This window comes from Pseudenterobacter timonensis, assembly GCF_900021175.1.
Taxonomy (GTDB): domain Bacteria; phylum Pseudomonadota; class Gammaproteobacteria; order Enterobacterales; family Enterobacteriaceae; genus Enterobacter; species Enterobacter timonensis.
In genome coordinates this window covers 135,987-159,992 of the sequence record NZ_FCOP01000010.1, presented here as the reverse complement: position 1 = coordinate 159,992, position 24,006 = coordinate 135,987, and the positions used below count along the sequence as shown (strand labels likewise).

The following is a 24,006-nucleotide window of genomic DNA, read 5'->3' as shown; positions in this document are numbered from 1 at the left end:
CAATTACCTTTATTCAAACTCATCCCAGCCGTCGAGCTGGCGTTTTTCCTGCTGCATCTCCCGCTGGAAGATCTCCTCCAGCTCGCGCCGCGCTTCCCGTACGCGGGAAATTTGCACCGTATCGGTATGCACCGGCATCAGTTCCCGCAGCATACGCATATCAAGCCGGCGGAAGTGCATCTGCGCCCGCTGCGCCTGGTGAGGATGCATGCCCAGCGTGATGAGCGCCTTGCGCCCCAGCTCCAGGGCGCTGGAGAAAGTTTCTCGGGAGAAATGTTTTACCCCCGCCTGCAGCAGCTCGTGCGCCTCTACGCGTCCCCGGGCGCGCGCCAGAATATTCAGGTGCGGGAAGTGCTGCTGGCAAATCTCCACCAGCTTCATCGTATCTTCAGGATCGTTGCAGGTGATAACAATCGACTCGGCGGCTTCCGCCCCGGCGGAGCGCAGCAGCTCGAGTTGAGTCGCATCGCCGTAGTAAACCTTATAACCATATTTGCGCATCAGTTTGACCGCGCTGATATCGCGTTCCAGCACCGTGATCCGCATCTGGTTCGCCATCAGCAAGCGGCCAATTACCTGCCCGAAGCGGCCAAACCCCACGATGATCACTTGGGGTTTATCATCCTCGACCCACGGCGTTTCGCTCTCCTCTTCGGCGGTGTTAAAGCGCCGGGAGAGCACCCGGTCGATAAAGCGCATCAGCAGCGGCGTGGTCATCATAGAGAGCGTCACCGTCACCAGTAACAGCGCCATCTGGTCATGCTGGAACAGGCGCTGGGAGGAGGCGGTAGAAAAGAGCACAAAAGCGAACTCCCCGCCCTGGCTGAGCACCCCTGAAAACTGCATTCGCTCTGAGCTGCGCAGACCGTAGAGGCGCGCCAGCGTATAGAGCACCAGCGATTTGACCGCCACCAGCACCGCCACGCTGACCACCACCCACAACAGATGGGTATAGAGCACTCCCAGGTTAAGCGCCATACCGACCGAGATAAAGAATAGCCCCAGCAGCAGCCCCTTAAACGGATCGATCGCCGTTTCCAGCTCGTGGCGGTATTCGCTCTCCGCCAGCAGGATGCCCGCGATAAAGGTCCCCAGCGCCATGGAGAGTCCCAGCGCATCCATAAAGAGCGCCGAGCCCAGCACCAGCAGCAGGGTGGCGGCGGTAAAGACCTCGCGCACGCCGGAGGCGGCAATAAAGCGAAAGACCGGCCGCAGCAGATAACGCCCGCCCACCAGCATGCCGCCGAAGGCGAGCACCTTCATGCCGATTTTCATCCAGTCGAAATGGTCATCGCCCGATCCCGCCAGCAGCGGCACCAGCGCCAGAGCCGGGATGACGGCGAGATCCTGAAACAGCAGTATCGAAAAGCCCAGCTGGCCCGCCTCGCTGCGGTTCATACCTTTGTCGCGCATCAGCTGCAACGCCATGGCGGTAGAGGACATCGCCAGCCCAATGCCGCCCACAACCGCCGCCTGCCAGCTGAAGTCGGTAAGCATTAAGAGCCCGCCAAGGATCGCCGCGCTCAGCAGCACCTGCGCCGCCCCTACGCCAAATATCGAGCGCCGCAGCTGCCAGAGCTTGGAGGGATTAAGCTCCAGCCCGATGATAAACATCAGGAAGACCACCCCCAGCTCGGAAAAGTGCAGGATCTCTTCCACGTCGCTGATAAAACCCAGCCCCCACGGGCCGATGGCAATACCCGCCAGCAGATAGCCCAGCACGGCGCCAATACCCAGCCGGGCGGCCAGCGGCACGGCCACGACCGCGGCGAAGAGAAATAGCACGCCCGCTAACAGCAGATCGGAACCTTCCATTAGTGGCCCCCCGTCAGGGCGGGCATCGCCAGCCAGTCGCCGTAGGCCTTCGCATGGCTCTCCAGCACCTGCGCCGGCTGTCGGCGCGCCCAGTAGACGATAATCGGGTTCATCCAGTGCATGCGGCACATGGCCGCCGTCAGCTCAAAGGGACGCAGAATATCGCTCATGGGGTAACGGTTCAGGCCATCGTGGCGGTAGGCGCTTTCCGGCTCCCCGGTCGTGATGACGCTACGCCAGTACTTTCCCGCCAGCTGGGTTCCTCCCACCCCGCTGGAGAACCCGCGGCTTAACACCCGATCCAGCCACTCTTTCATCAGCGCCGGACAGCTATAGGTATAGAGCGGATGCTGAAAGACAATCACGTCGTGTTCGCGCAAAAGCGCCTGCTCACGTGGAATATCGATAAAAAAATCGGGATAGTGCGCGTAAAGATCGTGCACCGTTACGTTACTCAGCTGTTGAGCCGGTTTAAGCAGAACCCGGTTGGCTACCGAGTCCTGTGATTCCGGATGGGCATACAGCAGCAGCACTTTTGCTGTCTGGGACATCATTCCCCTCCCGGTGATGTTTTGTCTATTGTTGTTGTTTTGGGCTACCATGGCGCCCCGGTGCGGCAAGATTGTCACACCTTACATTATCATAATGACAAATTAACATAGTCGGAACATACGGCGCTCTATGATTGTTTTCTCCTCGTTACAAATTCGTCGCGGCGTACGCGTTCTGCTGGATAACGCGACGGCCACTATTAATCCCGGGCAGAAAGTGGGCCTGGTGGGAAAAAACGGCTGCGGCAAATCCACCCTGCTTGCCCTGCTGAAAAATGAGATCACCGCTGACGGCGGCAGTTTCACCTTTCCCGGCAACTGGCAGCTCGCCTGGGTAAACCAGGAGACGCCCGCCCTGAGCGTACCGGCGCTCGACTATGTTATCGACGGCGATCGCGAATACCGCAAGCTCGAGGCGGAACTCCACGCGGCCAACGAGCGTAACGACGGCAACGCTATCGCCACCGTCCACGGCAAGCTCGACGCCATCGACGCCTGGACCATCCGCTCCCGCGCCTCCAGCCTGTTGCACGGCCTTGGCTTCAGCAACGAGCAGCTCGAACGTCCGGTGAGTGACTTCTCCGGCGGTTGGCGTATGCGTCTGAACCTTGCCCAGGCGCTAATCTGCCGCTCCGACCTGCTGCTGCTTGACGAACCGACCAACCACCTCGATCTCGATGCGGTGATCTGGCTGGAAAAATGGCTGAAAAGCTATCAGGGCACGCTGATTTTGATCTCCCATGACCGCGATTTCCTCGACCCGGTGGTGGATAAGATCATCCATATTGAGCAGCAGTCGATGTTCGAGTACACCGGCAACTACAGCTCGTTTGAACGCCAGCGCGCCACCCGACTCGCCCAGCAGCAGGCGATGTACGAGAGCCAGCAGCAGCGCGTGGCGCACCTGCAAAGTTTTGTCGACCGCTTCAAGGCGAAAGCGTCAAAGGCCAAACAGGCGCAGAGCCGCATCAAGATGCTGGAGCGGATGGAGATGATCGCTCCGGCGCATGTGGATAATCCGTTCCACTTCAGCTTCCGCGCCCCGGAAAGCTTGCCGAACCCGCTGCTGAAGATGGAGAAGGTGAGCGCGGGCTATGGCGATCGCACTATTCTCGACTCCATTAAGCTTAACCTGGTACCCGGCTCGCGCATTGGCCTGCTGGGTCGCAACGGAGCAGGTAAATCGACGCTGATTAAACTGCTGGCGGGTGAGCTTAATCCAGTCAGCGGAGAAATTGGCCTCGCAAAAGGGATCAAGCTTGGCTATTTTGCCCAGCATCAGCTTGAATTTTTGCGCGCGGACGAATCGCCGTTGCAGCATATGGCGCGCCTGGCGCCACAGGAGCTGGAGCAGAAGCTGCGCGACTATCTCGGCGGTTTCGGCTTCCAGGGCGATAAAGTCACGGAACAGACCGCCCGCTTCTCAGGCGGTGAAAAAGCCCGTCTCGTGCTGGCGCTTATCGTCTGGCAGCGCCCTAATCTGCTGCTGCTCGATGAGCCGACTAACCACCTGGATCTCGATATGCGCCAGGCGCTCACCGAAGCGCTGATAGAATTTGAAGGGGCGCTGGTGGTGGTGTCGCACGATCGTCACCTGATCCGCTCCACCACCGACGATCTCTATCTGGTGCACGATGGCAAAGTCGAACCGTTTGATGGCGATCTGGAAGATTACCAACAGTGGCTGAGCGATGTGCAGAAGCTGGAGAGCCAGCCGACAGAAGCGCCAAAAGAGAATGCTAACAGCGCCCAGGCGCGTAAAGATCAGAAGCGCCGCGAGGCGGAATTGCGCACTCAGACGCAGCCGCTGCGTAAAGAGATCGCGCGTCTGGAAAAAGAGATGGAAAAGCTTAACGCCACGCTTACAGCAGTAGAGGAGAAGCTGGGCGACAGCGATCTCTACGACCAGAGCCGTAAAGCCGAGCTGACAGAGTGTCTGCAAACCCAGGCGAAAACCAAATCGAGCCTGGAAGAGTGCGAGATGGCCTGGCTGGAGGCACAGGAACAGCTGGAAGCGATGCTACAAAGCGACTAACAGAGCAGGAGAGCTATGAGTTTCGACATAAACAATGACCTTACCGTTCGTAAACTCGTTATATTCATGACCTTTATGGAAAAAGGGACAATTGCGCGCACCGCAGAGGCGCTGAATCTGAGCGGCGTGAGCGTGCATCGCGCGCTTCACACGCTGGAAGAGAACGTCCGTTGCCCGCTGTTCACCCATAAAGGCCGTAATTTGATCGCGCTCCCCTCAGCATGGACACTGCTGGAGTATTGCCAGGAGATGGCGCAGATCCTCGATCGCGGGCTGGAAGAGGCGCGCAAAGTCGCTGGCGTGGGCCAGGGTCGTCTGCGCGTCGGCACGCTCTATTCGCTGACGCTGGAAACGGTGCCGCGGCTGATCATGGGAATGAAGCTGCGCCGCCCGGACCTTGAAATGGATCTGACGATGGGCTCCAACGATATGCTCCTGCATATGCTGCAGGAGGGGTCGCTGGATGCCATTCTCATCTCTATCTCCGAGAGCGATATCGATCGTAACAGCCTGGAGGTACTTCCGCTGTTTCATGACGATATTTTTCTGGCCGCTCCCGCCTCCGCCACGCTTAACACCCGCGAGCTTGCCGATTTGCGGGATTATAAAGATCAGAAATTTGTCGCGCTGGCGGAAGGGTTTGCCACCTATGCAGGTTTTCAGGAAGCGTTTCATATCGCCGGATTTGAGCCGGAGATTGTCACCCGGGTTAACGACATTTTTTCGATGTTAAGCCTGGTGCAGGCCGGAGTGGGATTTACTCTGATGCCCGGCAGAATGAAAAAAGTTTATGAAAACTCGTTGCAACTGTTGAAGCTCGCTGAGCCCTATCAGATGCAGCAGCTTATTGCCATTGTCTTTGCCCGCAATCGCGAGCAGGACCCCAGCCTGCGGGCGCTGGCCGCGGAAGGGCGCATGTACGCGCGCAGTTTGCAGGATCTTGTCTGACCGCTTGCCGGGTGGCGACGCGTTGCGTCTTACCCGGCCTACAAATCAGACACACCACTACCCGTAAGCCCGGTAAGCGACGCGTTGCGTCTTACCCGGCCTACAAATCAAACACATCACTACTCGTAGGCCCGGTAAGCGAAGCGCCACCGGGCAAATTGCCGGGTGGCGACGCGTTGCGTCTTACCCGGCCTACAAATCAGACACACCACTACCCGTAAGCCCGGTAAGCGAAGCGCCACCGGGCAAATTGCCGGGTGGCGACGCGTTGCGTCTTACCCGACCTGCAAATCAAACACACCGCTACCCGTAGGCCCGGTAAGCGAAGCGCCACCGGGCAAATTGCCGGGTGGCGATGCGTTGCGTCTTACCCGGCCTGCAAATCAAACACACCGCTACCCGTAGGCCCGGTAAGCGAAGCGCCACCGGGCAAATTGCCGGGTGGCGACGCGTTGCGTCTTACCCGGCCTGCAAATCAAACACACCGCTACCCGTAGGCCCGGTAAGCGAAGCGCCACCGGGCAACAGATCACGCGCTCAGCCGCTTCGCCAGATGCACCGCCACATCCACGCCGCTGCGCTCCAGAGAGATAGCCTCCCCTTTCCAGGCCGCCTGGCGCGTCAGGCAGGTGAGCACGCCGCCGGGCGGCATCTCAATTGCCAGCCGACCGTCACGTTCGCTGGCGGAAATCATCGCCTCCTGCCAGCGCACCGTGCGGGCCATATTCATCGCCAGATCGTCGGCGATTTTTTCCGGCTGCCACAGCACGCGTCCGGTGCTGCCGCTCAGCCAGGCGCAGCGGGGACGAGAGAGTGTTACCCGGCTGAAAGCCTCAGCCAGCTTAAGGGCCGGCTCGTGAAGCAATTCGCAATGCGACGGAACGCTCACCGCCAGGCGACGGGCTTTGCTCGCCCCTTTCGCCAGCGCGCGTTCCGCCACCTGTGCCATCCCTTCGTCCGTTCCGGCAATAACAATTTGCGTTTCGGCGTTCAGGTTGGCGATATAGGTGCCAGTCCCCTCAATCAGCGTTTCCACCTGCGGCAGGGTGAGCCCCATAATCGCCGTCAGGCCGTAGCCGTGCGGGTAGGCCTGCTCCATCAAATCGCCGCGCAGCGCGACCAGCCGCAGCGCGTCGGTAAAGTCGAGCGCGCCTGCGACCACCGCCGCCGGATACGCCCCGATAGAAAGACCGCTGACAATATCCGGCGCCACGCCGCGCCGCTCAAGCTCGCGCGCCCAGGCGACACCAGCAATCAGCAGAGAGAGCTGTACCGCGCGGGTATGCTCCAGCGCGGCGGGTGAATCAAGCGTATCGGTTTCTGCGCCCAGTACCTCGCGCGCCTGCGCCATCTCATCTCCCGGCAGATTCTGCAGCATGCCCGCATGCTGCGTTCCCTGCCCTGGAAAAGTAAAAACGATTTTCATCACTCCTCCCTGCGCCACGGATCGGTCGCCAGACGCGGTCCACGGCTTGTTTTCAGCAGCGTTTTTCCGTCGCGCAGCCACTCCGCCAGCGCAAAACCGCCTTCCGGCGTATCCACCTGGGTATCGGCGCGACAGAGCGCATTTTCAAGCGCATCCTGCCAGACAGCCAGCGCGTCGCGCGCCAGAGGCTGCGGGGCGCGAATCAGCAGATCGAGATCGCTGGCGGCATGAATAACCGGAATGCCGGTCGCCAGCGCATAACCTGTGCTGCCGGTAATACCCCACGTCCACGGCCACGCCTGCTGCGCAAGCTGCAGGGCTACCTGAACCGGGGGCTGAGAAATAAAGGACGAGCGCAGCAGCAACGATGCCTCGCCCAGCGTTTCGGGGGACACCACGCGCACCACGGCGTCGGGCTTCACCCATCCCGCCGCGCGCTGGTGGCGCTTTAAGCCACGCACGCCGACGGGAATACGGTTATCACCATCAACATCCCGACGCACCACCACCGGCAGGCCGGCATGCCACACCTCATCCACCCAGGATTCGGTGATACCTTCCAGCGCATCACGCGCGTTAAGCCAGATAAGGTCGTGCGGTCGATATGTTGTGGTCATTATCAGATCCCTGAAGTCAGCGAGATAAACAGCGGCAGCGACAGGATACACAGAACCGAGCTCAGGAGCAGTACCGCTTCCGCATCCGGCGACTGCACGCCAAAGCGGTTACCGAATACCACACCGAAGAAGCCGGCAGAGAGCGCGATCATCAGGATAGCGGTAATCGCCACCGAACCGTGCAGACCCATGACCAGCACGATACCCCAGGCAATCGCAGGCTGGATCAGCAGCTTGGCGATGGTGGAGGTGATAACCATGGTATTAATTTTCAGCTTACGGGCCGACAGAATCACACCGGTCAGGAACAGTGCGGCAGCCGTTGCGGAGAGGCCCAGCGGTTTAATCGCCGCCAGCAGCAGCTCCGGCATTTTAATACCGATAGCGGAGAGGATAACCCCCAGCAGCGGACCCATTACGATCGGTTTTTTCAGGGAGCGCCACATCAGCACCGGCAGCATCGCCAGCGTAGAACCGGTGTTATTCCCTTCGGCACGCGCTTTTTCACGCTCCAGAATCAGCAGGCAGAACGGCGTCATCAGTACGGAACCACAGGCGATAGAGACCGCGACGGAGAGAGAAGTAGCACCACCTTCACCCAGTACGCTGCCCAGAATCGGCAAGCCCAGCGCGGCGTAGTTCGGCAGCGCCACGGTCAGGGTCAGCACGGCGGCATCCTGCGGTGATTTTTTAAAGACGCTGGTCGCAAGGAAATAGATCGCGGCGTAGGTGATCCACATCGCCAGGGTCAGGACCACAATCAGCGGCCACTGCGCCACGATGCCTGACCACGGCGTCTGTACCGTCGCGCTAAACAGCGTGGCCGGCAGGGCGAAATCCATTACAAAGATATTGAGTAAGGAGACATTTTTATTATCCACCATCTTTGCTTTACCGGCCCAGAAACCCAGTAGCATGATGATGAAAATCGGTGCAAGAGCATGAACAATCACGTAAGTCATAAATCACCTGTAGTAAAGAAAATTCGCTAGCACGTGCGATGATTATTATTTTCAGGACATGCTCCCCTTTGCGGGCGCCGCGGGGCGCCCGTGGAAAGTCATATCCGGCAGGTCTGTTGTACTTACCAGCTTGCTCGCATACGTTCGCGTACAAGAGCAGAGCTGCGGCGGTTGTCGGCGCCGAGTCGGTTTTTCAGCGTCGCATCCTGGCGGGCGTCATTGATGGAGTTTTCCAGCGTGGTTTTCACCAGCGCCAGATCGTCAGCGGAAGGGGCGTCCGGGTTGCTGATATCGAGCAGATTTTCCAGCAGCCCCAGCGTGGCGTAGTTGCTAACGTCATAGGCCATCGGCGGGATAGTCGCCGCCAGTTTTTCCAGCGCCTCAACGGTACGCAGCGTGATACGCGCAGCGGACTCTTTACCCATCGCATGGATCAGCACGCCCTTATCGTTGAAGGCGATCAGGCGGTTAGCCTGGTAGCCGTGCGCCAGAAACGCGCCGGACATCGCTTTCCCCACGATCAGGCCAATCACCGGATGGCCAGCCAGACGCGCGTTGGCATACGCCGCGGCGGCGCCAGCCAGCGCCTGATGAATACCGAACGCCTCTTCACGACGGCCATAAGCCTGGCTTGGGACGTCGATCACGGCGATAATCGGGCGTTTTACCGCTTTATCAGCGTCCGCCGCGACGGTTTCGCTAACCACTTTCGCCAGAGTCCAGCCTTCCAGCAGACCGACTTCACCCTGGGCTGCACGTGGATAGTGGTTATTCGCATCGGGCACCACGGCGATAAAACGTACCGTTTCGCCATTAAGCTCACCGTCAGCTGCCTGCACGGACGGGCAGAGCCCTTCAAGACGTTTTGCGTTCGGGGCGAGGGTTTCAAGCCATAATTCGCCACGGCTTACTGAGCCAGTCATCATTTCACCTCCCGGGCAAAGAGCGCTTTAATCTGTTCGGCATCAGCCTGTTTGCGGGTGTCGAATTGAGTCAGACGCGTCAGGTAATCGTCATAATTGTCGGTACGGTGTTTCGCCGGCACGCCTTTCGCGATAGCGTCGTTCATCGCCTTTTTCACCGCATTGATGCCGTCATCTACCAGCGCATCCACGAGGCCGCTCTGGTAACGAACTTCACCCCCGGTCATGCTCCAGATAAACGGACGATCGCGGGAGTCATATTCCTGAATGCCCGCTTCCTGTTCGATAACCTGCGGGCCGTTAAGACCCAGACGCGCTTCACGCGTCACAATCAGGTAGCTGCAGAGCGCGGCGGCAATTGACATCCCGCCGAAGCAGCCGACGGTACCCGCCACAATCCCGATAACCGGGGTGTAACGACGCAGGTCGACAATCGCCGCGTGGATATCGGCGATCGCTGCCAGGCCAAGGTTCGCTTCCTGCAGACGCACGCCGCCGGTTTCCAGGCAAAGTACCGCCTGAGTCGGGATGCCGTTGCGGTTATCTTCCGCTGCCAGCTCCAGCGCTGCCGCCATCTTGGCGCCAGAGACTTCACCCATACTGCCGCCCTGGAAAGCCCCTTCGATAGCAACGACCACCGCAGGTTTACCGTTAATGGTGCCTTTTGCGACAACCATGCCGTCATCCGCCTGCGGGACAATGCCCTGCGGCCCCAGCCACGGTGAAGCGATCCCTTCAAACGGATCCAGCAGTTCACGGTAGCTGCCGTCATCCAGCAGCGCCTGCGCACGGGCACGCGCTTTCAGTTCGATAAAACTACGATCGTCACGCATAGCTCACCTCTTCAAAAACCTGTTCGATACGAATGCGTGCCACGCCGGGAGTCGCGCCGAAATCATGAATCGTCAGCGTGCCGGCAGGCAGGCTGCTGGTGGTTTGCAGTCGGTTGAACAGCGCTTCCCAGCGGTTACGGCTGTTGTCGACGGAGGTGGTGATATCGATCGTTAAGGTCTGGCCCTGTTCGGCGGTGAAAAGCACCTCCATATCGCCAGAACCAACAACCCCTGCCAGCGCCCTGCCGCTTAATTCACGGCTGGCGGGCATGGTTAATGTGATTTTTTCCATAACATCCTCTTAATTCGCAATGTAAGGCGTCTCGATGCGGTCAAGGAACAGCGTGGCGGCAAGCAGGTCTGCCGCGCCTCCCGGGGAGGCGTTCAGCGCCAGCATCCGGCGATCCAGTTCGGCCAGCGCGCGTTGCCCTTCAGGCTGAGCGGTACCGCCTGCCTGAAGCACCGTGCGGGCGCCGAGCTGCATAGTTTCCAGGCCTTCCATGCCTGCGCGAGAAAGCACGCAGGTATCGGTCAGCGAGGTCATGATCGCCATCAGCGCATCCAGCCGGGCGTGTGTCTCGTTGCTGCCATTCAGACGGCTCTGTCGCAGCTGCGGCAGCGCGTGCTGCATCACATGCGGAAACGCCTGCTGCGCCTCTTCGCGGGCACCCGGCACGCGATAGCGGTGGGTGGCGCGAAGCCCTTTACTGAAGGTTTTCGGCGCGGCGCTGTCCGGCAATATCGCCAGCTCCGCCGCGGTGCGGGTAATGGCGTCCGCCCTGCCCGTTCCTCCCAGCATCGCCACGGCGCTGACCAGCAGCCCCAGCGCCCAAATCGCGCCACGGTGGGTATTTACGCCGTCGGTGGCGAGCATCATCTGCCGTTCACCTTCCCGGCCAAGACGCCCTACGGTTTGTCTGAGCGAGATATCTGCCGGGCGCTGCCAGCTCTGCTGAGCCAGCGCCTGGAAAGTCGGGGTCAGGCTGCGCGCAGAACGCTCCATCAGCGCAAGCGACAGATCGAGATGCGCGCCGTTCCCCCGGCTGTCCACCAGTCCGGGTTTCGGGCTCAGTCGCGCTTCGTCAATCAGACACTGCGTGGCGGTTCGCGCCAGCCATTCGGCACCGCCTTCAACCTGGATCCGGGGCAGAAGTTTCATTACCAGCTCCGGAATTTTGCAGGCGGGTTATAAAGACCGCCGGACCATTCCACCAGGTCGGCAACGCTGCCGGCCGCCAGCAGTGAGCGGGTGGCGTCGGTACGACGAATACCCATATCTTCCGGATAGACCACTTTGCCGCTACGACGCAGCTCGGCAACGCGCGCCGCATCAACGCCCAGACCGATATCGGTAATACCGGCAACCGCGGCGACCATCGCGCGGCGCTCTTCCAGGCTGTCGGCGCGGTAGAGGTAAGCGATACCCTCTTCGGTCAGCACGTGGGTGACGTCATCGCCGTAGATCATTACCGGCGCCAGCGGCATTCCGGAGGCTTTCGCCACGTCAACGGCGTCCAGTTTTTCCACGAAGGTTGGCTTAACGCCCGACTGGAAGGTCTCCACCATCTGCACAACCAGCTTTTTACCGCGCTGCATAGGATCGGGTTCGGTGATCATATTCAGCCAGGCCGGTGTCGCATGACGACGGCCGTGCGGGTCGTGGCCCATGTTTGGCGCTCCGCCAAAGCCGGAGAGACGACCGCGGGTCACGGTAGAGGAGTTAGCGTAGCCATCCACCTGCAGCGTAGAGCCGATGAACATATCTACCGCGTACTGCCCTGCCAGCTGGCAGAAGGCGCGGTTAGAACGCATCGAGCCGTCAGCACCGGTGAAGAAGATGTCCGGGCGGGCGCGGATGTACTCTTCCATCCCCAGCTCGCCGCCGAAGCAGTGCACGCTCTCAACCCAGCCGCTTTCAATCGCCGGGATCAGCGTCGGATGCGGGTTAAGGGTCCAGTGCTTACAGATTTTGCCCTTCAGCCCCAGCTGTTCGCCGTAGGTGGGCAGCAGCAGCTCAATCGCGGCGGTGTTAAAACCGATACCGTGGTTAAGGGACTGCACCTGATGTTCCGCATAGATGCCTTTAATGGCCATCATCGCCATCAGGATATGTTCCTGCTTGATGAGACGCGGGTCGCGGGTGAAAAGCGGTTCGATAAAGAACGGCTTGTCAGCCACCACCACAAAGTCGATCCACGAGCCAGGGATATCCACGCGCGGCAGATCGCACTCGTCATCCACCAGTTCGTTCACCTGGGCGATGACAATTCCGTCGTGGAAGGCGGCCGCTTCAACCAGCGCTGGCGTATCTTCCGTACTCGCGCCGGTATAAAGGTTACCTTTGCGGTCCGCTTTAAAGCCCGCGATCAGCGCCACGTTTGGCGAGAGATCGACATACAGACGGGAATAAAGCTCGATGTAAGTATGAATTGCGCCGATTTCGAGCTGGCCATCTTCCAGCAGCTGCGCGATGCGCAGGCTCTGTGGACCGGAGAAAGCGAAGTCCAGCTTACGGGCGATCCCCTTCTCGAAGATATCCAGATGTTCGCTACGGCCCACGCTCGGCATAATCATATGCAGGTCGTGAATGGTCTGCGGGTTAACCTCTGCCAGCGAGCGGGAGAGGAAATCTGCCTGCTTCTGGTTGTTCCCTTCCAGCACGACTTTGTCGCCGGGTGCGATCAGTTTTTCCAGCATGGCGACCAGATCGCCGGTCGGCAGAACCTTGCCCTGCACCGGTACTGAAGCCAGACGGCGCGCTTTCTCAGTGCGTCGAGTGTTCCAGACCCGGGTCGGTGTTTGCCCAGATAACATTATTAACCTCCTGATTAAGCACATCTTTTGATTTGCTTGACGTTGAGTAAAGTGTGCACTCTGGCGAGAAAGGCATCAATTAAGCGTAGAGCTAAATCATTAGCCTGAGAGTAATAAATAGAATAATTTTTTGTGACATGGATCGATTCAGATGGGCGGGAGGATGAAAGGCGCCGAATTAACCCCTCGTTTTCATAAACAGTCGCCGCTAACAAAGGTATAGTTAACGGCTCTCAAAAATGATTATCGCAACGTTATGACTCATATTATCCCTTCCGACCTCGGGCAGGTTTGCCAGGAGAGCGCCACGTTTGTGCCGATGCGCGGCGTGGCGAACCGACATCTGCAAACCATGCTGCCGCGCTTAATTCGCCGCAGGCTTCAGTTTTCCCCTCACTGGCAGCGCCTTGACCTGCCGGATGGTGATTTTGTCGATCTGGCCTGGAGCGAAGCGCCGGAACAGGCGGCGCATAAGCCGCGTCTGGTGGTATTTCACGGACTGGAGGGCAGCCTGCACAGCCCCTACGCGCACGGTTTGATCAATGCCGCCCGCGCGCGCGGCTGGCTCGGTGTAGTGATGCATTTTCGTGGATGTAGCGGGGAGCCGAACCGCCAGAAACGCATCTACCACTCCGGCGAAACGGAAGATGGCAGCTGGTTTTTGCACTGGTTGCGCAACACCTTTGGCGCGGTGCCGACCGCCGCCGTTGGTTACTCCCTGGGCGGCAATATGCTCGCCTGCCTGCTGGCTAAAGAGGGGAATGACGTCCCGCTGGACGCCGCCGTGATCGTTTCAGCTCCCTTCATGCTGGAGCAGTGCAGCTATCATATGGAAAAGGGCTTTTCACGTGTCTATCAGCGTTATTTGTTAAATCTGCTGAAGGCGAACGCCTCGCGGAAGCTGAAAGCTTACCCGGATAGCCTGCCGGTAAGCCTGCAACAGCTTAAGCGCGTGCGCCGTATCCGTGAGTTTGATGACCTGATCACCGCGAAAATTCACGGTTTCGCCGATGCGACAGACTACTATCGCCAGTGCAGCGCCATGCCGTTGCTAAACCAGATTACCAGGCCCACGCTTATCATTCATGCGAAGGATGACCCGTTTATGGATCACCACTCTATTCCCGCGCCGGCGCATCTGCCCGCGAATGTAGAGTATCAGCTGACCGAACACGGCGGCCACGTCGGTTTCGTTGGCGGCACGCTGCGCCATCCGGAGATGTGGCTGGAGAGGCGCATTCCCGACTGGCTTACCCCTTATCTGGAGAGAGCGTCATGATTATTCCCTGGCAGGATCTGGCTCCCGAAACGCTGGATAATCTGATTGAAAGCTTTGTATTACGCGAAGGCACCGATTATGGTGAGCAGGAACGTTCGCTCGAGCAAAAGGTCGACGACGTGAAACGCCAGCTTCAGCGCGGCGAAGTGGTGCTGGTCTGGTCTGAACTTCACGAGTCGGTCAACATCATGCCCCGCAACCAGTTTCGCGGCTGAACGCGCCATTCATCACTCTGGGAGTTGCTATGTCCGCCAGACATCCGGTTATTGCCGTTACGGGTTCAAGTGGTGCGGGAACCACCACCACCAGCCTCGCCTTTCGCAAGATTTTCGCCCAGCTTGGCCTGCGCGCCGCCGAGCTGGAGGGCGATAGCTTTCACCGCTATACCCGCCCCGAGATGGATATGGCGATCCGTAAAGCCCGCGATGTCGGGAAGCACATCAGCTACTTCGGCCCGGAAGCCAACGATTTCGGCCTGCTGCAACAGACCTTTGTCGAATATGGCCTGCACGGTAAAGGCCAGTCGCGAAAATATCTGCACACCTATGACGAAGCGGTACCCTGGAATCAGGTGCCGGGCACCTTTACCCCCTGGCAGCCGCTGCCGGAGCCAACCGACGTACTCTTCTATGAGGGGCTGCATGGCGGCGTGGTGACGCCGCAGCATGACGTGGCGCAGCATGTGGATCTGCTGGTGGGGGTGGTGCCTATCGTTAACCTGGAGTGGATCCAGAAGCTGGTGCGCGACACCAGCGAGCGCGGTCACTCCCGCGAGGCGGTGATGGATTCCGTGGTGCGTTCCATGGAGGATTACATCAACTACATCACCCCGCAGTTCTCCCGCACTCACCTTAACTTCCAGCGCGTGCCAACGGTGGATACCTCCAATCCGTTCGCCGCCAAAGGCATTCCGTCACTGGATGAGAGCTTTGTGGTGATCCATTTCCGCAATCTCGACAACATCGACTACCCGTGGCTGCTGGCGATGCTGCAGGGCTCATTTATTTCCCATATGAATACATTGGTCGTGCCTGGCGGGAAAATGGGGCTGGCTATGGAGTTGATTATGACGCCGCTGGTACAGCGGCTGATGGAAGGGAAACAGATCGCTTGAGTTATTTGCCCGGTGGCGCTGCGCTTACCGGGCCTGCGTTTGTGCTTTTGTAGGGTAGACCGACGAAGCGCCACCCTCCAAAGCATTAAGCCTCAATCACTTCATACGAGTGCGTAATGTTTACCGCTTTCTCCAGCATCAGCGCTACGGAGCAGTACTTCTCCGCAGAGAGGTCCACCGCGCGCGAAACGGCGGCATCCTTCAACGCCTTGCCGGTCACCACGAAGTGCAAATTAATGTGCGTGAAGTAGCGCGGTGCCTCTTCACGACGCTCCGAGGTCAGCTTCACTTCGCAATCGGTCACCTCGTGGCGCCCTTTTTGCAGAATCGACACCACGTCAATGGCGCTGCAGCCGCCGGCCGCCATCAGCACCATCTCCATCGGGCTGGGGGCTTTATCACCGGAGTTGCCATCCATCAGGATTTGATGCCCTGAAGCGGACTCGCCAAGAAACGTTAAACCTTCTACCCATTTCACACGCGCTTGCATTTTTATTAACTCCAGATTAGCAATTTTCAGCACAGATTACGCGTGAGCGGCAAATCTGGCAACGGAAGGCGACCTGTATCATGCTGAAGCGAGACACCAGGAGACAGGCGGCGAAAGCTATGCTAAAACACTCGGGATGCTACAGTAATACATTGACGTTGCACATGTATGCAGAGGACAACAATCATTACAGGCTGCGACGTGAACGACAGCCTTATTCCCAGGTAGAGGGAAGACTTCTTGCAACCCCGGAGCCAGATCGTTGATCGCAGGGAGCTCTGGAGCCAGCTTATAACAGAGGAAAACAGCGCATGGTGCTTGGCAAACCACAAACAGATCCGACTCTCGAATGGTTCTTGTCTCATTGCCACATTCATAAGTACCCATCGAAGAGCACGCTGATTCACCAGGGTGAAAAAGCGGAAACGTTGTACTACATCGTCAAAGGCTCAGTGGCAGTGCTGATTAAAGACGAAGAAGGGAAAGAGATGATCCTTTCTTACCTGAACCAGGGTGATTTCATCGGCGAACTGGGCCTGTTTGAAGAAGGTCAGGAACGCAGCGCCTGGGTACGCGCAAAAACAGCTTGTGAAGTGGCTGAAATTTCCTATAAAAAATTCCGCCAGCTGATTCAGGTTAACCCGGATATTCTGATGCGCCTCTCCTCGCAGATGGCGCGTCGCCTGCAGGTGACTTCCGAGAAAGTGGGCAACCTCGCCTTCCTGGACGTGACGGGCCGTATCGCGCAGACGCTGCTCAACCTGGCTAAACAGCCGGACGCCATGACCCACCCGGACGGCATGCAGATCAAGATCACCCGCCAGGAGATTGGCCAGATCGTGGGCTGCTCCCGCGAAACCGTAGGCCGTATCCTGAAAATGCTGGAAGATCAGAACCTGATCTCCGCACACGGTAAAACCATCGTCGTCTACGGAACCCGTTAATTCCGAACAAACGGCGTGCCATCTCAGGATGTCACGCCGTTTTTGTCTCTGGCATCTATGTGGCGAAGGCTGATTTACCACCCGGAAGTTAACTACGCACTGCGACAAACGCTGGTGCTTTGCCTCCCCGTGGCCGTAGGGCTGATGCTGGGCCATCTGCAACAGGGGCTGCTCTTCTCCCTTGTTCCCGCCTGCTGCAACATCGCCGGTCTCGACACGCCCCATAAACGCTTCTTCAAACGGCTAATCGTCGGCGGTTCACTGTTTGCGGGCTGTAGCCTGGCGGTACAGCTGCTGCTGATGCGCGATATTCCGCTGCCCGTCATTCTCACCGTGCTGGCCATGACCCTCGGCGTCACGGCAGAGATTGGCTCGCTGCACGCGCGGCTGCTGCCTGCGTCGCTGATTGCCGCCATCTTCACCCTGAGCCTCGCCGGGAATATGCCCGTCTGGGAGCCGCTGCTGATCTACACCCTCGGCACGCTGTGGTACGGGTTATTCAACTGGTTCTGGTTCTGGCTGTGGCGCGAACAGCCGCTGCGCGAATCCCTGAGCCTGCTCTATCGCCAGCTTGCCGATTACTGCGAGGCGAAATACAGCCTGCTGACCCAGCATACGGACCCGGAAAAAGCCCTGCCCCCGCTGCTGACGCGCCAGCAGAAGGTGGTCGATCTGATAAGCCAGTGCTATCAGCAGCTTCACATGCTCGCCGCCAACAACAATCACGAGTACAAGCGGTTATTGCGTACCTTTCAGGTCGGCCTGGATCTGCAGGAGCATATCTCCGTAAGCCTGCACCAGCCGCAGGAGGTGCAGAAGCTGGTGGAGCGCAGCCACGCCGAGGCGGTGATCCGCTGGAACGCGCGCATCGTCTCGGAGCGCCTGCGGGTGCTGGCGGATGACATTCTCTATCACCGTTACCCTACCCGCTTCACCATGGACAAACCGCTCGGCGCGCTGGAAAAGATTGCCCGCCAGCATCCTGATAACCCGGTGGGGCAGTTCTGCGCCTGGCACTTCAGCCGTATCGCCCGCGTGCTACGCACCCAGCGCCCGCTTTACACGCGCGATCTGATGGCCGACAAGCAAAAGCGCCTGCCGCTGCTGCCCGCCCTGAAAAGCTATCTCTCACTCAAATCCGCCGCCCTGCGCAACGCCGCGCGCATCAGCGTGATGCTGAGCATCGCCAGCCTGATGGGAATGGCGCTGCACCTGCCAAAACCGTACTGGATTTTAATGACGGTGCTGTTTGTCACGCAAAACGGCTATGGCGCGACGCGGGTACGCATCCTCCACCGGGCGGGCGGCACCATGGCGGGGCTGATTATTGCGGGCGTGACGCTGCACTTCCACGTGCCGGAGGGCTATACCCTGGCGGCCATGCTCATTATCACCCTGGTCAGCTACCTGATTATCCGCAAGAACTACGGCTGGGCGACGGTTGGCTTTACGGTGACGGCGGTTTATACGCTGCAGCTGCTGACGCTCAACGGCGAGCAGTATATTGTCGCGCGACTGGCCGATACGCTGATTGGCTGTCTGATCGCCTTTGGCGGCATGGTCTGGCTCTGGCCGCAGTGGCAGAGCGGGCTGTTGCGCCAGAATGCTCACGACGCGCTGGAGGCCTACCAGCGGGCGATACGCCTCATCCTGAGCAGCGATCCGCAACCCTCCCCGCTCGCCTATGAGCGTATGAAGGTAAACCAGGCGCATAACGCTCTGTTCAACTCCCTGAACCAGGCGATGCAGGAGCCAGGATTTAATTCCGACTATCTGGCGGATATGAAGCTCTGGGTGACGCACAGCCAGTTCATTGTGGAGCATATTAACGCCATGACCACCCTGGCGCGGGAGCATACCATGCTGACCCCGGCGCTGGCCGAGCGCTATCTCCAGTCCTGCGAGATAGCACTCCAGCGCTGCCAGCAGCGCCTCGAGTATGACGCGCCGGGCGAATCGGGAGAGTCGAATATTCTGGAAGCGCCGGAAACGTTGACCCACGGGCCGATGAGTACCCTGGAGCAACATCTGCAGCGCGTATTGGGACATCTGAGCGCCATGCACACTATTTCGTCAGTGGCCTGGCGCCAGCGTCCGCATCATGGAGTGTGGCTCACCCGCGTCCTGAAGCGGGCATCATCCTGACCTTGCCGGATGGCAGGCCATGCGGAGCATTATCCCCGAACGATTTTCTCAACCGCCAGGGCAAACCGCGTCATCCCTTCCGTGATCTCTTTTTCATCTATCACCAGCGACGGGGCAAAGCGGACAACGTTCGGCCCGGCGTTAAGCACCATCACCCCTTCCTGGGCGGCGGCATGGAGGAGATCGCGGGCGCGGCCCGCATATTGCGGCCTGAGCTCTGCGCCAATCAGCAGTCCCATGCCGCGGATGTCACTGAACAGATCGTGCTGCGCGTCAATCCGCTGAAGATGGTTAACAAACTGCTCGCGCTTCGCGTTAACGCCGTTCAACACCTCCGGCGTATTGATGATATCGAACGCCGCGCCGGCGATAGCGCAGGCAAGCGGGTTACCGCCGTAGGTGGAGCCGTGGGAGCCCACGTGAAATGCAGAGGCGATCTCTTCGGTCGTCAGCACCGCGCTGACGGGGAAGCCGCCGCCGAGCGCCTTGGCGCTGGTGAGGATATCCGGCGTCACGCCATAGTGCATATAGGCAAATAGCTCCCCGGTGCGGCCCATACCGCTCTGCACCTCGTCAAACACCAGCAGCGCCTGATGCTCATCGCACAGCGCGCGCAGTCCCTGCAGAAACTCCGCCGAGGCCGCCGTGACGCCGCCTTCCCCCTGGATCGGCTCTACCACCACGGCGCAGGTATGATCGTCCATCACCGCTTTGACCGCGTGCAGATCGTTAAACGGCACATGGACAATATCGGCCGGTTTTGGCCCGAAGCCGTCGGAATATTTCGGCTGTCCGCCCACGGAGACGGTAAAGAACGAGCGCCCGTGAAAGGCGTTATGGAAGGCGATAATTTTGGTTTTATAGGGGCTATGGCGGGTGGTGGCGTAATAGCGCGCCAGCTTGAACGCCGTCTCGTTCGCTTCGGTGCCGGAGTTCATAAACAGCACGCGTTCAGCGAAGGTCGCGTCGATAAGTTTGCGTCCCAGTCGCAGCGCCGGTTCGTTGGTAAAGACGTTGCTGGTATGCCAGAGAGTTTCGCCCTGGGTTTTCAGCGCCTCCACCAGCGCGGGGTGACAGTGGCCCAGCGCCGTGACCGCAATCCCGCCCGCGAAATCGACATACTCTTTGCCCTGCTGATCCCAGACCAGGCTCCCCTTGCCTTTTACCGGGATAAACTCAGCCGGTGCATAGATCGGCAGAATAACTTCATCGAAGGTCGCGCGCGTAATTGCTGATTGTTCAGTTGCCATGTCATGCCCACCCATTTTATGCCACGATTACAGTGAAAATATAATCACAAAATATGCATAAAAAATCACAACAAGGCAATAACAATTCAGCGATTCAGGAAATTAGCCAGCAGCTGGTGCCCCTGCTCGCTCAGAATGCTTTCCGGATGAAACTGCACCCCTTCCAGATCCCAGTCGCGATGGCGAATACCCATGATCTCCCGGGTGTCGCTCCAGGCGGTGACCTCAAAGCAGTCCGGCAGCGTCGGCGGATCAATCACAAGGGAATGGTAGCGCGTCACGGTGAGAGGATGATTTAGGCCCTGAAAAACGCCGGTTCCGGTATGGGTTATCGGAGAGGTTTTGCCGTGCATGACTTTCGCTGCCAGCACGATGGTGGCGCCAAAGGCCTGAGCGATGGCCTGATGGCCCAGACAGACGCCGAGGATCGGCAGCTTACCGGCGTAATGGCGAATCAGATCCAGTGAAATGCCCGCCTGGTCGGGAGTGCATGGCCCCGGCGAGATAACGACTTTTTGCGGCGCCAGCGTCGCCACTTCCGCCAGGGTCAGCTCGTCGTTGCGTCGGACAACCACCTCCGCCCCCAGCTCGCAAAAATACTGGTACAGGTTCCAGGTAAAGGAATCGTAGTTGTCGATCAGTAAAATCATGGCGGCCCCTCGTTTCAGACCGCGCTATTTTACTCAGATTCTCGCGCCTCGCTCACCACTTTACTGAAAATGGCGATAAGGTCGTTCAGATCGCCCATCGCGCCGCTCTGGTTCGCCGCCGCCCAGGCGTCAGGATCGATACCCTGCCAGCTCAGCTGATAGCCCGCGTGGATCGCCAGCTGCTCAAAGAAGATCCGCTGGGCCACGCCGTTACCAATGCGAAACGGATGCAGCACGTTGATTTCACAATAGTAGTGGCTTAAGCGGGCGATAAACTCCTCGCGATCCAGCCCCGTGAGGTAGCCCTCCTCTTCCAGCGCCTGCATCAGCGCATTGCCCTCGTTTTCGATATAGCCGAAATGGCAGAAGCGGGTATCACCCTGATAGATATCGACCTCCCGGATAGCGCCCGCCCACTCAAAAATATCCTGATAGAGATGTTTATGAATGGCGCACAGATGCGGCAGTCCGCGCACCGCCGGCCCCAGCGGCATTGTCGCGGCGCGAAGCGCGGTCAGTTCATAAGCCGCCTGCTCCAGACGATCGGCCTGGCGAATGCTGAGCCGGTTGCGCATAACGTTAAGGCCGGGGTAGAGGTAGGGATCGCGGTCATCGCCGATTTTATCGCTCATAGTGCCTCCGTAACTCCTCAAGACGCGCCTGCGCTTCCTGTTCCGTCAGCGTAACCAGCGGGCTGTCCACCCCTTCGAGCCGGCGGCTGGCCTGGAAATTGGTATTGCGCTGCTGCTCCCAGATGCGGTTTTTTTGCCTGTCGGTGAGTTTTTTCACTTGCTGCCTCCCTGAAGAGTCCGTTTGCCACAAGTATAAGCAGCAAAACGCGCTTTCGCAGGGAGGAGGAGAATGCGCGGGTGAGAACCACCCGCGTAAAGAGGTTACGGCAGAACTTTTGCGGAGAGGATGACGACCGGTTTTGTCGGCACGTTCTGGTAAGGGCCGACGTCATGAGTCTGCACCTGCGAGATCTTATCCGCCACTTCCATGCCTTTCACCACTTTGCCAAAGACCGCGTAGCCAAAGTCGCGCTGGCCATGGTCGAGGAAAGCGTTATCGGCCACGTTGATAAAGAACTGGCTGGTGGCGCTGTCTTTATCGGCCGTACGCGCCATAGAGATGGTGCCGCGGGTGTTGCGCAGGCCGTTATCCGCCTCGTTTTTAATGGGCGGGTTCGGCTGCTTCTGCTGCATCTGCTCGTTAAAGCCACCGCCCTGGATCATAAAGCCCGGGATGACGCGGTGAAAGGTCGTGTTGTTATAGAAGCCGCTATTAACGTAATCGAGGAAATTTTTCACTGAAACAGGAGCTTTCTGGCTATTCAGTTCCAGCTCAATGTTCCCGGCGGAGGTGGTCAGCAGAACATGAGGGTCGCCCTGGGCTGCCAGCGCGGCAGGAGTAACGGCAGAAAGGGCAAACACAGCTGCAACAGCCGCCAGCGTTGATTTGAGCATGAGGATTCCTTAACAAAGCGCAGTAAAGAAAGCGAATGGCTTGATTCTAAAGAGCAGTATGAACCCAGGCCAGTCTTTTACCTAATTTTACGAATTTGAAACAGATTTAACTACGCAAACGATTAGTTCACCTCCTCCATAGCGTGACTCAGATCACATAAAAAAGTGCAATAGAAAGCAATATTCCTTTAAAAGATATGAATGGATCACTTTCATGGCTAGAATCTGCCCGCCCGAGCGCAACCTTTGCGCTTTTCTTTTTTTAGCCCGAAACCGCCTGTGCGCAAGGTATAACGCCTCTGCCAGGCAGCCGGTAACGGGTGGATCAACAGGCCAGACATGACTAACAGCAATCGTATCAAGCTCACATGGATCAGCTTTTTCTCCTACGCCCTCACCGGCGCACTGGTAATTGTCACCGGGATGGTGATGGGAAATATCGCAGACTATTTCCAGCTCCCCGTTTCCAGCATGAGTAACACCTTTACCTTTCTGAACGCGGGTATCCTTATCTCCATCTTCCTCAACGCCTGGCTGATGGAGATCGTGCCGCTGAAAACGCAGCTGCGTTTCGGCTTTGTACTGATGATCGCCGCCGTTGCGGGGCTGATGTTAAGCCACAGCATCGCCCTCTTCTCCGCCGCCATGTTTGTACTGGGGCTGGTCAGCGGGATCACCATGTCCATCGGGACATTCCTCATTACCCATATGTATGAAGGCCGTCAGCGCGGCGCGCGCCTGCTCTTTACCGACTCCTTCTTCAGTATGGCCGGGATGATCTTCCCGATGGTTGCCGCTTATCTGCTGGCGCGCAGCATTGAGTGGTACTGGGTCTACGCCTGTATCGGCCTGGTTTATGTCGCTATTTTTGTTCTCACCTTCGGCTGCGAATTTCCGGTGCTCGGCAAAAAAGCACAGCCGTCCGCGGAGCCGGTGGTAAAAGAGAAGTGGGGCATCGGCGTGCTGTTCCTTTCCGTGGCGGCGCTCTGCTATATCCTCGGCCAGCTCGGTTTTATCTCCTGGGTGCCGGAATATGCCAAAGGGCTGGGCATGAGCCTGAATGACGCGGGCAAGCTGGTGAGCGATTTCTGGATGTCTTACATGTTCGGCATGTGGGCGTTCAGCTTTATCCTGCGCTTCTTCGACCTGCAGCGTATCCTCACCGTTCTGGCGGGCCTGGCTACTGTCCTGATGTATCTCTTCATCAATGGTTCGCCGGAACATATGCCGTGGTTCATCCTGACGCTCGGCTTTTTCTCCAGCGCGATTTATACCTCCATCATCACCCTCGGCTCGCTGCAAACCAAAGTGGCTTCGCCGAAGCTGGTTAACTTCGTGCTCACCTGCGGTACCATCGGTACCATGCTGACCTTTGTGGTCACCGGCCCGATAGTGGCCCATAGCGGCCCGATTGCCGCCCTGCATACCGCTAACGGTTTATATGCGGTGGTATTTGTGATGTGCTTTATCCTGGGCTTTGTGACCCGTCACCGCCAGCACGGCGCAGCGGCATCTCAGCACTAATCTTCTGCGCCCTTTTGCACGCTGCAAAGGGGCGCTTCTCGCTTTTTCCCGCCCTGATTTCTCCTTACCAAAATTTGCGCCATTTTTGTTCAAAAATCGATCGAGAGCAAAAAACGAGCAATATCCGCTACTTATAAAAATCCTGACAAATCATAGATATACCCACTAAGTGGTAGGTTAAGGCGTATTTGATTTGCATCAATAAGTGCCCCTGCTGAAT

At 58.5% G+C, this 24,006-nt stretch carries 24 protein-coding genes; 8 read left to right on the top strand and 16 right to left on the bottom strand.

Translation table 11 applies throughout. The annotated features are described in order from the left end of the window. Window positions 1-9: 9 nt before the first annotated feature. Together kefB and kefG are read right to left on the bottom strand one after the other, a co-directional pair. Window positions 10-1,815 (bottom strand): glutathione-regulated potassium-efflux system protein KefB, encoded by a 1,806-nt coding sequence (kefB, locus tag BN3796_RS03095; protein WP_061706966.1) that lies wholly within the window; start codon window positions 1,813-1,815, stop codon window positions 10-12. Further along, window positions 1,815-2,369 (bottom strand): glutathione-regulated potassium-efflux system ancillary protein KefG, encoded by a 555-nt coding sequence (gene kefG / locus BN3796_RS03090; RefSeq protein ID WP_061706965.1) that lies wholly within the window; start codon window positions 2,367-2,369, stop codon window positions 1,815-1,817. Before kefG ends, kefB begins: the two co-directional genes overlap by 1 nt. 127 nt (window positions 2,370-2,496) lie before the next feature. Here kefG and BN3796_RS03085 point away from each other — a divergent pair, with 127 nt between their 5' ends. Together BN3796_RS03085 and BN3796_RS03080 are read left to right on the top strand one after the other, a co-directional pair. Continuing rightward, window positions 2,497-4,401, top strand: a complete 1,905-nt coding sequence (locus tag BN3796_RS03085; protein ID WP_061706964.1) for an ABC transporter ATP-binding protein — start codon at window positions 2,497-2,499, stop codon at window positions 4,399-4,401. A gap of 15 nt (window positions 4,402-4,416) precedes the next feature. Then, window positions 4,417-5,349, top strand: coding sequence for a LysR family transcriptional regulator (locus BN3796_RS03080; protein ID WP_061706963.1), 933 nt, complete (start codon window positions 4,417-4,419; stop codon window positions 5,347-5,349). A gap of 529 nt (window positions 5,350-5,878) precedes the next feature. On the opposite strand, the gene mdcH is transcribed toward BN3796_RS03080, so the two are convergent. The 8 genes from mdcH to mdcA form a co-directional block, all read right to left on the bottom strand. Next, window positions 5,879-6,775, bottom strand: coding sequence for a malonate decarboxylase subunit epsilon (gene mdcH, locus BN3796_RS03075; protein WP_061706962.1), 897 nt, complete (start codon window positions 6,773-6,775; stop codon window positions 5,879-5,881). After that, on the bottom strand, window positions 6,775-7,392 hold the full coding sequence (locus tag BN3796_RS03070; RefSeq protein ID WP_061706961.1) for a malonate decarboxylase holo-ACP synthase: 618 nt from the start codon (window positions 7,390-7,392) through the stop codon (window positions 6,775-6,777). Before BN3796_RS03070 ends, mdcH begins: the two co-directional genes overlap by 1 nt. A 2-nt stretch (window positions 7,393-7,394) precedes the next feature. Beyond that, a complete protein-coding gene (locus BN3796_RS03065) occupies window positions 7,395-8,354 on the bottom strand; it encodes an AEC family transporter (RefSeq protein ID WP_061706960.1) in 960 nt (319 codons plus the stop codon). Between the two features lie 122 nt (window positions 8,355-8,476). Continuing rightward, window positions 8,477-9,277: a biotin-independent malonate decarboxylase subunit gamma gene (gene mdcE / locus BN3796_RS03060; protein WP_061706959.1), complete on the bottom strand. Its 801-nt coding sequence runs from the start codon at window positions 9,275-9,277 to the stop codon at window positions 8,477-8,479. Further along, a complete protein-coding gene (locus BN3796_RS03055) occupies window positions 9,277-10,110 on the bottom strand; it encodes a biotin-independent malonate decarboxylase subunit beta (RefSeq protein WP_061706958.1) in 834 nt (277 codons plus the stop codon). The genes mdcE and BN3796_RS03055 overlap by 1 nt, the downstream gene beginning before the upstream one ends. Then, on the bottom strand, window positions 10,103-10,402 hold the full coding sequence (gene mdcC, locus BN3796_RS03050; protein WP_061706957.1) for a malonate decarboxylase acyl carrier protein: 300 nt from the start codon (window positions 10,400-10,402) through the stop codon (window positions 10,103-10,105). The genes BN3796_RS03055 and mdcC overlap by 8 nt, the downstream gene beginning before the upstream one ends. Before the next feature lie 9 nt (window positions 10,403-10,411). Then, entirely contained in the window at window positions 10,412-11,269 is an 858-nt protein-coding gene (locus tag BN3796_RS03045) for a triphosphoribosyl-dephospho-CoA synthase (RefSeq protein WP_061706956.1), read from the bottom strand. Further along, window positions 11,269-12,924 (bottom strand): malonate decarboxylase subunit alpha, encoded by a 1,656-nt coding sequence (gene mdcA / locus BN3796_RS03040; RefSeq protein ID WP_061706955.1) that lies wholly within the window; start codon window positions 12,922-12,924, stop codon window positions 11,269-11,271. The genes BN3796_RS03045 and mdcA overlap by 1 nt, the downstream gene beginning before the upstream one ends. 256 nt (window positions 12,925-13,180) lie before the next feature. Here mdcA and BN3796_RS03035 point away from each other — a divergent pair, with 256 nt between their 5' ends. Genes BN3796_RS03035 through BN3796_RS03025 form a run of 3 tightly spaced genes read left to right on the top strand, consistent with a single transcriptional unit; the run spans window position 13,181 to window position 15,317 of the window. Next, window positions 13,181-14,203 (top strand): hydrolase, encoded by a 1,023-nt coding sequence (locus tag BN3796_RS03035; protein ID WP_061706954.1) that lies wholly within the window; start codon window positions 13,181-13,183, stop codon window positions 14,201-14,203. Next, complete coding sequence (locus BN3796_RS03030) at window positions 14,200-14,418, top strand: YheU family protein (protein WP_061706953.1); 219 nt, start codon at window positions 14,200-14,202, stop codon at window positions 14,416-14,418. The genes BN3796_RS03035 and BN3796_RS03030 overlap by 4 nt, the downstream gene beginning before the upstream one ends. A 29-nt stretch (window positions 14,419-14,447) precedes the next feature. Next, window positions 14,448-15,317 carry a phosphoribulokinase gene (locus BN3796_RS03025; protein WP_061706952.1) on the top strand — a complete coding sequence of 290 codons (870 nt, stop codon included), beginning with the start codon at window positions 14,448-14,450 and terminating at the stop codon, window positions 15,315-15,317. Between the two features lie 85 nt (window positions 15,318-15,402). Here BN3796_RS03025 and BN3796_RS03020 read toward each other — a convergent pair whose 3' ends face one another. Continuing rightward, window positions 15,403-15,807, bottom strand: a complete 405-nt coding sequence (locus BN3796_RS03020; protein WP_061706951.1) for an OsmC family protein — start codon at window positions 15,805-15,807, stop codon at window positions 15,403-15,405. Between the two features lie 311 nt (window positions 15,808-16,118). On the opposite strand from BN3796_RS03020, the gene crp reads away from it, so the two are divergent. Together crp and BN3796_RS03010 are read left to right on the top strand one after the other, a co-directional pair. Beyond that, window positions 16,119-16,751 (top strand): cAMP-activated global transcriptional regulator CRP, encoded by a 633-nt coding sequence (crp, locus tag BN3796_RS03015; RefSeq protein ID WP_000242758.1) that lies wholly within the window; start codon window positions 16,119-16,121, stop codon window positions 16,749-16,751. 57 nt (window positions 16,752-16,808) lie between these two features. Beyond that, the gene (locus tag BN3796_RS03010) at window positions 16,809-18,896 is read left to right on the top strand and encodes a YccS/YhfK family putative transporter (RefSeq protein ID WP_061706950.1); all 2,088 of its coding nucleotides are present in this window, start codon (window positions 16,809-16,811) and stop codon (window positions 18,894-18,896) included. 29 nt (window positions 18,897-18,925) lie between these two features. Here BN3796_RS03010 and argD read toward each other — a convergent pair whose 3' ends face one another. The 5 genes from argD to ppiA all read right to left on the bottom strand — a co-directional run bounded on the left by argD (window position 18,926) and on the right by ppiA (window position 22,262). Further along, window positions 18,926-20,146: a bifunctional acetylornithine/succinyldiaminopimelate transaminase gene (gene argD / locus BN3796_RS03005; RefSeq protein WP_187374027.1), complete on the bottom strand. Its 1,221-nt coding sequence runs from the start codon at window positions 20,144-20,146 to the stop codon at window positions 18,926-18,928. A gap of 86 nt (window positions 20,147-20,232) precedes the next feature. Continuing rightward, window positions 20,233-20,796: an aminodeoxychorismate synthase component 2 gene (pabA, locus tag BN3796_RS03000; RefSeq protein ID WP_061706948.1), complete on the bottom strand. Its 564-nt coding sequence runs from the start codon at window positions 20,794-20,796 to the stop codon at window positions 20,233-20,235. A gap of 29 nt (window positions 20,797-20,825) precedes the next feature. Continuing rightward, window positions 20,826-21,428 carry a putative adenosine monophosphate-protein transferase Fic gene (locus BN3796_RS02995; protein WP_061706947.1) on the bottom strand — a complete coding sequence of 201 codons (603 nt, stop codon included), beginning with the start codon at window positions 21,426-21,428 and terminating at the stop codon, window positions 20,826-20,828. Continuing rightward, window positions 21,418-21,585: a YhfG family protein gene (locus BN3796_RS19870; protein WP_073885055.1), complete on the bottom strand. Its 168-nt coding sequence runs from the start codon at window positions 21,583-21,585 to the stop codon at window positions 21,418-21,420. Before BN3796_RS19870 ends, BN3796_RS02995 begins: the two co-directional genes overlap by 11 nt. A gap of 104 nt (window positions 21,586-21,689) precedes the next feature. After that, window positions 21,690-22,262 carry a peptidylprolyl isomerase A gene (gene ppiA, locus BN3796_RS02990; protein ID WP_061706946.1) on the bottom strand — a complete coding sequence of 191 codons (573 nt, stop codon included), beginning with the start codon at window positions 22,260-22,262 and terminating at the stop codon, window positions 21,690-21,692. A 339-nt stretch (window positions 22,263-22,601) separates the two neighbouring features. Here ppiA and tsgA point away from each other — a divergent pair, with 339 nt between their 5' ends. Further along, window positions 22,602-23,786 (top strand): MFS transporter TsgA, encoded by a 1,185-nt coding sequence (gene tsgA / locus BN3796_RS02985; RefSeq protein ID WP_061706945.1) that lies wholly within the window; start codon window positions 22,602-22,604, stop codon window positions 23,784-23,786. Window positions 23,787-24,006 lie beyond the last annotated feature (220 nt).

Excerpts from the sequence above, each read along its gene's own strand:
- crp (WP_000242758.1), top strand. The coding sequence starts at position 16,119 with ATGGTGCTTGGCAAACCACAAACAGATCCGACTCTCGAATGGTTCTTG.
- mdcC (WP_061706957.1), bottom strand. The coding sequence starts at position 10,402 with ATGGAAAAAATCACATTAACCATGCCCGCCAGCCGTGAATTAAGCGGC.
- ppiA (WP_061706946.1), bottom strand. The coding sequence starts at position 22,262 with ATGCTCAAATCAACGCTGGCGGCTGTTGCAGCTGTGTTTGCCCTTTCT.
- BN3796_RS03035 (WP_061706954.1), top strand. The coding sequence starts at position 13,181 with ATGACTCATATTATCCCTTCCGACCTCGGGCAGGTTTGCCAGGAGAGC.
- BN3796_RS03030 (WP_061706953.1), top strand. The coding sequence starts at position 14,200 with ATGATTATTCCCTGGCAGGATCTGGCTCCCGAAACGCTGGATAATCTG.
- pabA (WP_061706948.1), bottom strand. The coding sequence starts at position 20,796 with ATGATTTTACTGATCGACAACTACGATTCCTTTACCTGGAACCTGTAC.
- mdcA (WP_061706955.1), bottom strand. The coding sequence starts at position 12,924 with ATGTTATCTGGGCAAACACCGACCCGGGTCTGGAACACTCGACGCACT.
- kefG (WP_061706965.1), bottom strand. The coding sequence starts at position 2,369 with ATGATGTCCCAGACAGCAAAAGTGCTGCTGCTGTATGCCCATCCGGAA.
- BN3796_RS03085 (WP_061706964.1), top strand. The coding sequence starts at position 2,497 with ATGATTGTTTTCTCCTCGTTACAAATTCGTCGCGGCGTACGCGTTCTG.
- kefB (WP_061706966.1), bottom strand. The coding sequence starts at position 1,815 with ATGGAAGGTTCCGATCTGCTGTTAGCGGGCGTGCTATTTCTCTTCGCC.
- BN3796_RS03065 (WP_061706960.1), bottom strand. The coding sequence starts at position 8,354 with ATGACTTACGTGATTGTTCATGCTCTTGCACCGATTTTCATCATCATG.
- BN3796_RS03020 (WP_061706951.1), bottom strand. The coding sequence starts at position 15,807 with ATGCAAGCGCGTGTGAAATGGGTAGAAGGTTTAACGTTTCTTGGCGAG.
- BN3796_RS03010 (WP_061706950.1), top strand. The coding sequence starts at position 16,809 with ATGTGGCGAAGGCTGATTTACCACCCGGAAGTTAACTACGCACTGCGA.
- mdcE (WP_061706959.1), bottom strand. The coding sequence starts at position 9,277 with ATGACTGGCTCAGTAAGCCGTGGCGAATTATGGCTTGAAACCCTCGCC.
- tsgA (WP_061706945.1), top strand. The coding sequence starts at position 22,602 with ATGACTAACAGCAATCGTATCAAGCTCACATGGATCAGCTTTTTCTCC.
- argD (WP_187374027.1), bottom strand. The coding sequence starts at position 20,146 with ATGGCAACTGAACAATCAGCAATTACGCGCGCGACCTTCGATGAAGTT.
- BN3796_RS03070 (WP_061706961.1), bottom strand. The coding sequence starts at position 7,392 with ATGACCACAACATATCGACCGCACGACCTTATCTGGCTTAACGCGCGT.
- BN3796_RS03080 (WP_061706963.1), top strand. The coding sequence starts at position 4,417 with ATGAGTTTCGACATAAACAATGACCTTACCGTTCGTAAACTCGTTATA.
- BN3796_RS03055 (WP_061706958.1), bottom strand. The coding sequence starts at position 10,110 with ATGCGTGACGATCGTAGTTTTATCGAACTGAAAGCGCGTGCCCGTGCG.
- BN3796_RS02995 (WP_061706947.1), bottom strand. The coding sequence starts at position 21,428 with ATGAGCGATAAAATCGGCGATGACCGCGATCCCTACCTCTACCCCGGC.
- mdcH (WP_061706962.1), bottom strand. The coding sequence starts at position 6,775 with ATGAAAATCGTTTTTACTTTTCCAGGGCAGGGAACGCAGCATGCGGGC.
- BN3796_RS03045 (WP_061706956.1), bottom strand. The coding sequence starts at position 11,269 with ATGAAACTTCTGCCCCGGATCCAGGTTGAAGGCGGTGCCGAATGGCTG.
- BN3796_RS03025 (WP_061706952.1), top strand. The coding sequence starts at position 14,448 with ATGTCCGCCAGACATCCGGTTATTGCCGTTACGGGTTCAAGTGGTGCG.